The sequence below is a fragment of the Thiohalophilus sp. genome, assembly GCF_031581315.1.
GTDB lineage: Bacteria > Pseudomonadota > Gammaproteobacteria > UBA6429 > Thiohalophilaceae > Thiohalophilus.
Window position 1 is genome coordinate 1 of sequence record NZ_JAVLAZ010000107.1, and the last position, 6672, is coordinate 6672.

Here is a 6672-nt window from a genome sequence, read left to right on the forward strand (position 1 = left end):
CCATGGCCTCCGCGGCATTAGTCCTTCCTGGACGTCAATACCAAAGCCCCGTATTCGAAAGAGTACGGGGCTTTTTTTATGCATGATTGTCTTTCGTGAAAATCTGGCAGGAACGACCGCGGCATCGGTTATATCAGCGGCGAAATACCGCGGGTGAGAGTTCTTTGGGGAGGGTTTGCAGGGTCTTGTCGGCAAAACTGCTGCCGATACCGTCATAATAGTTGTAGACTAGATCGGCCCCTTTGTTTTTCAATTGCTCGACTTCCTCGCTGAACAGGGCTGTGGCATTGATTTGTCCATCGAACCCGCGTTCACGCAATTGCTGGATGGCCATCAATTTGGCGCTAAGCTCTGGCATGCAGAGCATGATGATGCGCACCCCCTTGAGCGACAGTCCCGCCCATAAGCCCGGGTCCTCGGCATCAGCATAGAGTACCCTGCGCCCCAGACGACGGTGATTTTCCACCTTGGCCGGATCCGAGTCGAGTCCCACAATCCGCAGATGGCTGGCACTGAGTGTGTCATACACACCGGTACCGACCCGCCCCATGCCGACGACCAGTATATGGGCACTACCCACATTAATGGGCTCGTCATCCGGATGTCGGTGACGACTTTCGAATCGTTTCAGACCTTTGCCGACCAGCTGATACAGCTCGTGAGAATAACGATTTAATGGCGCGGTGATGGCAAAGGAAACGGCCACGGTCAGCGCCAGTAGAACCAGCCAGTCGGTACTGATCCAGCCCTGACCTTCGGCGACGCTGGCGACAATCAGGCCGAACTCACTGAAACTGGCCAGACTCAGGCCGGTAAGAAACGCACTGCGCGAGCGCAGGCGGAACATCAGCAGGATAAAGAAAAACAGCAGCGCCTTGAGGGGCAACAGCAGGTTGAGCAACAGTGCATGCTCAAGAGTGAGTAGCGTGGGGTGGCCCGACAGGCCGATTTGTAAAAAGAAACCCACCAGTAATATTTCTTTCAGTCCCCAAAGGGCATTGGAAAGCTCGGTTGCCCGCTTGTGATCGGCAAGAATAATGCCCAGTAACAGGGCACCCAGTTCCGAGCTGAGCCCGAATTCCTCGAAACTGCCGCCACCGACCACCAGTGCCAGCAACAGTCCATACAAAATGACCAGTTCGCCGTGTCCACAGATATCCAGCAACCAGTGCAGCAGCGGGCGGAGCAAGAAAAAACCGAGCAACAGAAAAGCCCAGGGAGAAGGGGTAACGCCACCGGCCAGGCTGAGTATGGCGACGGCGACAAGATCCTGCATGATCAGGATGCCGATCGCGACCCGCCCATGGAAGGCACGTAATTCTTTCTTGTTTTCCAGGACCTTGGCGGCGACTACCGTACTGGAAAACGACAGGGCAATGGCGATCATCACGGCCGCTTCAAACGAAAGATTGCCGAACTGGCTCAGGATGGCCCAGAGCAGGATAACGGTGAGTCCCATGTGCAAGAGGGAGCCGGCCAGAACTTCACTGCGGATCAGGCTTTTGAGGCGTAATTTCAGACCGACACTGAACAGCAGTAATAACACACCGGCATGGGCAACAGCCTCGATGAGCTCATTGGTTTCATGACCGTTGGCACTGAGCAAAAAGCCGGCTGCGAGATAACCGACCAGTGGCGGGAGACCAATCAGGCGCATTAACAGGCCGGCACCAAAGGCAAAGCTCAGCCAAATAGTAGCAGTCAGCATCGGCAGTATCCTTTCAGGCTGTCGATTTTTTATACAGGTGTGTTGTTCGTATTCGGTCCAGATTAATCGCTGGGGGGTAAGGAGTCCAGAGTCAGGTTTGCAGTCGCGAACGGCTTTTCTATACTCTTGGGCACACCGCACAACAGGAAATAGACAGATGGACTCTTATAAAAATATTTTGCTGGCCCTGGATCTTTCGGATGAAGCGGATCAGGTACTTGAGCGGGCCAGTGAACTAATCAGTCAGGAGACGGCCAGGCTGACCCTGTTGCATGTGGTGGAGCCAATCGTGACCGAAAACAGTTACGATTTGATCACGACCCTGCCGGCTGATTTTGAAGAAAGTCTTTATAAGCAGGCGGATACGTTTTTACAGCGTAAACGCGCTGATTTTCACCTGAACAGCGCCAGCGTTCGGGTAGAGGCCGGTTCGGTGAAATCCGAAATATTGCGCGTCGCTGAAGGGATGAAGGCCGATCTGATTCTGGTCGGCACGCACGGGCGGCACGGCGTGGGTCTGTTACTGGGCTCGACCGCCAATGCCGTTTTGCACGGCACGCCCTGCGACGTACTGGCGGTTAGGATCACTCCTGACGAATCAGGCTGAGGTATATAATGACTGGAGCCAGTTGAGCAGCGGTGCCGGATCGGTCAGCCCTTTGTACCGGCGATGATGTGGTTCCATCCCCGCGATGGCCTGATGCAGTAACCGCTTCTCGGTCACCGATAAGCGGGGCAGCGGAGTGTGATAGGTTCGAATAGTAAACAAGACCGCATTGGTCTGTGGCAGTCCGTGCAACACCTGTCGTTCAACCCGCAGCCACGCTGCCGGCCGGGCCGGGTCAAATGCCCGCCCCTGCCACTGTTGCCAATCGGTTCCCGGCGGCGGCTCGGGATGGTGATTGAGTCGCTCGTCAGTGGCAATACCCCAGGCAAAGCGGACAAAAGGCCCCTGTTGCAAACAGGCCTGTAATAATTGCGCTGCCCGGGCGTTGATGCGTTCCATATCCGGCACCGGTTGATGAATCCCGGAAAAATCCCCACCGATCTTCTCGCGCGGATCCCAATGGTTGGGCTGACACAGGTGAATGGCACACAGCCTGTCTTGCTCGCCACGCAGATCGATCAGCGCCAGATCTTCCTGGAGCTGCATGGCCAGGGCGTCAAGTCCGTCGCGATAGGGCGGGGTGTTGGCCGGGTTCGCGGCGCAACAATCGAGATAGTGACCGTCATGAGTAAATTGCAGTGATTCGCCAGTGAGTCGGCAATCCAGCCGTTGTCCTTCCCGGGTTCGAAAAAGATGAAAATGTCCGGGATATTCGCTGCACAGGCGATCGATCAGAAACTGGTTTAGCCCGGGAGCCAGCGCGGCGCCCTCGGCCGTAACACAGCGGTATTTGTCCAGATCTTCGCGCCGGGCCTGTTGTTTGACCGGGCGATAGCCGGCGAACTGTCGATCCAGCTGAAACAGGCACCGGTCGGCCGCGCCATTACCAAAGTCGTGCCCGAGCCTGTAAAATCCGGGCTTGATCGCGTACTGTCCCGAAGACAGCGGAAAATAGTGGGCGACCGGTTCGTCTGGGGTGGCCATGAAGCAGTGTGAATCCGATTGATGCAGAGTTTGCGTAATATCCTGTCCCTGCTGGCTGACGGCCGCTTTCATTCGGGAACGGCGCTGGCCTCCCGGCTGGGAATCAGTCGCACGGCAGTCTGGAAGCAAATCCAGCGTTTGTCAGAACAATACAATATTCCGGTTCAGGCGGTACAGGGGCGGGGGTATCGATTGCCCGCGCCGCTGGAATTACTGGACGCCGATACCATCATCGCCGAACTGTCGCCAACAGCGCGCGCTTCGCTGGGGCGGTTACAGATTGAATGGTCGCTGGAGTCGACCAGCCAGTGGCTGATGCAGAGCTCGGATGTGCCCTGCGGCACTGTGGTGGTCGCCGAGCACCAGAGTCGGGGACGTGGGCGCCGGGGACGGGAATGGGTCTCGCCGTTTGCGGCCAATCTCACTTTTTCCCTGCTGGGGTGTTTTCAGGGGGCGCCGGCCAACCTGGCGGGCCTGAGCCTGGCAGTGGCAGTGAGTGTGGTACGTGCACTGTCCGCGCTGGGCGTGGAAGGTTTGGGACTCAAGTGGCCGAATGATATTCAGTGGCAGGGCAAAAAGCTTTGCGGAATCCTGCTGGAGATGCAGGGCGAGGCGGGTGGTCCCTGTCGGCTGGTCTGTGGCATCGGCCTGAATGTCAGCATGCCGCAAGGCGTCGCGCAGGACATCGAACAGCCCTGGACGGATCTGCAGCGGATAATGGGTCGGCCGCCTTCACGTCACCAGTTATTGACTGCCCTGCTGGATGAACTGATGCCCGCCCTGCCTCGCTATGAGCAGGAGGGCCTGCAGCCTTTTCTGTCGGACTGGCGACGCTGGGATGCCGTCGCCGGCAAGTCGGTACAATTGTTCTTGCCACAGCGCACGGTCCATGGTCGAGCCATCGGCATCGATGCGCAGGGGAATCTGCTGATCGAACACGCGGGCCGACAGGAAACCTATTGCAGCGGCGAGATCTCGCTGCGTACCGAAATGGAACAGGACCATGCAATTACTGATTGATTTCGGCAATACCCGGGTCAAATGGGCGACCTACGAAGCCGGGGCACTGCAGTTCGGTGCCGGGGCTGTCTACAGCGAAACTGACCTGAATGCCCTGTTCGTCCACTGGTGGGGGGAGCTGTCCACGCCCGATTCGATCTGGTGCGCCAGTGTGGCGGCACCGGCCTGTCGGCAGCGGCTGGAGGAGTGGTGTCAATCGCGTTGGCAGCAGCCGGTCACGTTTCTGACAGCAGTTGCCAGCCAGCAAGGTGTGACCAACGCCTATGCCGAACCGGCGACGCTGGGCAGTGACCGCTGGGCGGCACTGATTGGCGCCCGCCGTCTTGCCGCCGGCAATGTTGCCGTGATCGATTGCGGCAGCGCAATTACCGTCGATTTGCTGGATGCCGACGGCGTTCATCAAGGCGGCTATATCGTGCCCGGACTGTGGATGATGCAGCAATGCCTGCAGGAGCGCACCGGCCGGATTGCCGTTCCTCCCGCTATGCCCGAACAACTGACTCCGGGCGATTCCAGCGCCAGCTGTATCAGTCATGGCGCCCTGCGTAGTGTGACAGCGTTGATGGATCGGCTCATGCGCGATCTGTCCGCCGTCGGTGATAATCAATGCGAGTGGGTGATCACCGGCGGTGATGCCCATCACATACAGCCCTATCTGGAGCATGCCTGTACTCGGGTGCCGGATCTGGTTTTGCAGGGGCTGGCCTGCGTGGCGCAGGGCAATGAATGAGTGCCGATTAAAGGGACGATAATTGTATGAAATGGCTGATCTATTTGTTGGTGCTGCTCAATCTCAGCCTGTTTGCCTGGCATTACCGGGCCGACAGCGGCGAACCGCCCTCGCACGAGGCATTACCGGCGGATGTACAACGCCTGGTGTTACTGCGTGAACAACGGGAATCGAGTGAAGCGTCGCAATGGTGTTATAGCCTGGGACCGCTGAAAGAAACGGGCCAGGTCGAGGCGTTGGCGCAGCGCCTGCAACAATGGGAGATCCACTCCTGGCAGCGCAAGAGTCAGGAGGCCGGGCGCAAGGGTTACTGGGTGATTCTGCCGCCGTTGCCGTCGCGTGGCGAGGCCCGCGCCGCGGTGGAACGACTCAAGGCCAAAAATATCGAGGATTATTTTCTGATCGCCACCGGCGACAAAGCCAACGGCGTGTCGCTGGGGGTTTTTTCCAGTTTTGAGGCGGCGCACCGGCGCATCAATCAACTGGCCAAACTGGGATTTGATGCGATCTGGGAAGAGGTGAGACTGCCCGTCGATGAATACTGGCTCGACTGGCTGCGCGACAGCGGTGATATCTCCGCCGAACAGCTGACCCGATTGCGCCAGGATTACCCGGATCTGAAAAAAGTTGAGCGCGCCTGCCAGCCACCGCAATAAGCACCTCCCCTTCAGGCCTGCCTAACCCCCTCAGTGAAACTGAAATTGCCTTTACCCGGACAATTTCTTAGAATGCGCGCCTGGTTCGGGTCGGCGCTTGTCGGTCCGGTCATTATGCTGGCGTAGCTCAGTTGGTAGAGCAGCTGACTTGTAATCAGCCGGTCGGGGGTTCGACTCCTCTCGCCAGCTCCAGATTTTCCAAAGGCCCGGACAAAAATCCGGGCCATTTTGTCGGCAGGGTATTAAAATCGGCCGCAGGTGGCGGAAATGCAAGGTATTTTCCCACTTCCCGGTTGACACTGCCCTATTGCTCGACGAAAATACGCAGCTTCGTGCGCGCGGAGGGGTTCCCGAGTGGCCAAAGGGATCAGACTGTAAATCTGACGGCTCAGCCTTCGGAGGTTCGAATCCTCCCCCCTCCACCAAACACAAAGTTACAAGGGCCGAGTTACGAGGGACGAGGAAAACCGGAATCGTAACGCGGCGGCAGCGGGCTTGGTGCAGCTACTACCCCGGGACGTGATGAGATGTTGAGGGCTGGCCCTCGTAACTCGTTACTCGTACCTCGTCCCTGAATATAGCGGGTGTAGTTCAATGGTAGAACTTCAGCCTTCCAAGCTGACTATGTGGGTTCGATTCCCATCACCCGCTCCAATTAACAAAGGGACGGAGGTCCCAGGGACGAGGGACGAGGAAAAACCGGGCTAAGGTTGCGGTTGATACGAGCGAGAGAGTCATTACTCGTCACTCGGCCCTCGTTACTCGTCACTGTTTTTTAGCCCATGTAGCTCAGGGGTAGAGCACACCCTTGGTAAGGGTGAGGCCGGCGGTTCAAATCCGCCCATGGGCTCCAGGTTGTATATATAAATAGTGGTAATTGGTTTTTGGTTAAATTCGCAACAGGGGAGGCCTGACGGTGTCCAAGGCAAAATTTGAACGTACGAAGCCGCACGTAAACGTGGGAACG

Annotated in this window: 6 protein-coding genes and 4 tRNA genes; 8 read left to right on the plus strand and 2 right to left on the minus strand. The window is 57.6% G+C overall.

The window, feature by feature from the left end; all coding sequences use genetic code 11:
* Positions 1-133: 133 nt before the first annotated feature.
* Positions 134-1708, minus strand: a complete 1575-nt coding sequence (locus RI563_RS11835) for a cation:proton antiporter (RefSeq protein WP_310694591.1) — start codon at positions 1706-1708, stop codon at positions 134-136.
* Positions 1709-1865: 157 nt separating this feature from the next.
* Here RI563_RS11835 and RI563_RS11840 point away from each other — a divergent pair, with 157 nt between their 5' ends.
* A complete protein-coding gene (locus tag RI563_RS11840; protein ID WP_310694592.1) occupies positions 1866-2315 on the plus strand; it encodes a universal stress protein in 450 nt (149 codons plus the stop codon).
* On the opposite strand, the gene RI563_RS11845 is transcribed toward RI563_RS11840, so the two are convergent.
* Positions 2307-3299 carry a DUF3445 domain-containing protein gene (locus RI563_RS11845; RefSeq protein ID WP_310694593.1) on the minus strand — a complete coding sequence of 331 codons (993 nt, stop codon included), beginning with the start codon at positions 3297-3299 and terminating at the stop codon, positions 2307-2309. The two genes, RI563_RS11840 and RI563_RS11845, sit on opposite strands and share 9 nt — an antisense overlap.
* Before the next feature lie 21 nt (positions 3300-3320).
* On the opposite strand from RI563_RS11845, the gene birA reads away from it, so the two are divergent.
* The 7 genes from birA to RI563_RS11880 all read left to right on the plus strand — a co-directional run bounded on the left by birA (position 3321) and on the right by RI563_RS11880 (position 6558).
* On the plus strand, positions 3321-4319 hold the full coding sequence (gene birA / locus RI563_RS11850; protein ID WP_310694594.1) for a bifunctional biotin--[acetyl-CoA-carboxylase] ligase/biotin operon repressor BirA: 999 nt from the start codon (positions 3321-3323) through the stop codon (positions 4317-4319).
* The gene (locus RI563_RS11855) at positions 4303-5049 is read left to right on the plus strand and encodes a type III pantothenate kinase (protein WP_310694595.1); all 747 of its coding nucleotides are present in this window, start codon (positions 4303-4305) and stop codon (positions 5047-5049) included. Before birA ends, RI563_RS11855 begins: the two co-directional genes overlap by 17 nt.
* Before the next feature lie 26 nt (positions 5050-5075).
* A complete protein-coding gene (locus RI563_RS11860) occupies positions 5076-5705 on the plus strand; it encodes an SPOR domain-containing protein (RefSeq protein WP_310694596.1) in 630 nt (209 codons plus the stop codon).
* Between the two features lie 116 nt (positions 5706-5821).
* Positions 5822-5897, plus strand: a tRNA-Thr gene (locus RI563_RS11865).
* 148 nt (positions 5898-6045) lie between these two features.
* Positions 6046-6130: transfer RNA gene (locus RI563_RS11870), tRNA-Tyr, on the plus strand.
* 155 nt (positions 6131-6285) lie between these two features.
* Positions 6286-6359: transfer RNA gene (locus tag RI563_RS11875), tRNA-Gly, on the plus strand.
* A gap of 124 nt (positions 6360-6483) precedes the next feature.
* Positions 6484-6558: transfer RNA gene (locus RI563_RS11880), tRNA-Thr, on the plus strand.
* The last annotated feature ends 114 nt before the right edge of the window (positions 6559-6672 follow it).

What these genes read in the sequence shown, in the direction of transcription:
- RI563_RS11840 (WP_310694592.1), top strand. Translation starts at nt 1,866, where the DNA reads ATGGACTCTTATAAAAATATTTTGCTGGCCCTGGATCTTTCGGATGAA.
- RI563_RS11855 (WP_310694595.1), top strand. Translation starts at nt 4,303, where the DNA reads ATGCAATTACTGATTGATTTCGGCAATACCCGGGTCAAATGGGCGACC.
- RI563_RS11845 (WP_310694593.1), bottom strand. Translation starts at nt 3,299, where the DNA reads ATGGCCACCCCAGACGAACCGGTCGCCCACTATTTTCCGCTGTCTTCG.
- RI563_RS11835 (WP_310694591.1), bottom strand. Translation starts at nt 1,708, where the DNA reads ATGCTGACTGCTACTATTTGGCTGAGCTTTGCCTTTGGTGCCGGCCTG.
- RI563_RS11860 (WP_310694596.1), top strand. Translation starts at nt 5,076, where the DNA reads ATGAAATGGCTGATCTATTTGTTGGTGCTGCTCAATCTCAGCCTGTTT.
- birA (WP_310694594.1), top strand. Translation starts at nt 3,321, where the DNA reads ATGCAGAGTTTGCGTAATATCCTGTCCCTGCTGGCTGACGGCCGCTTT.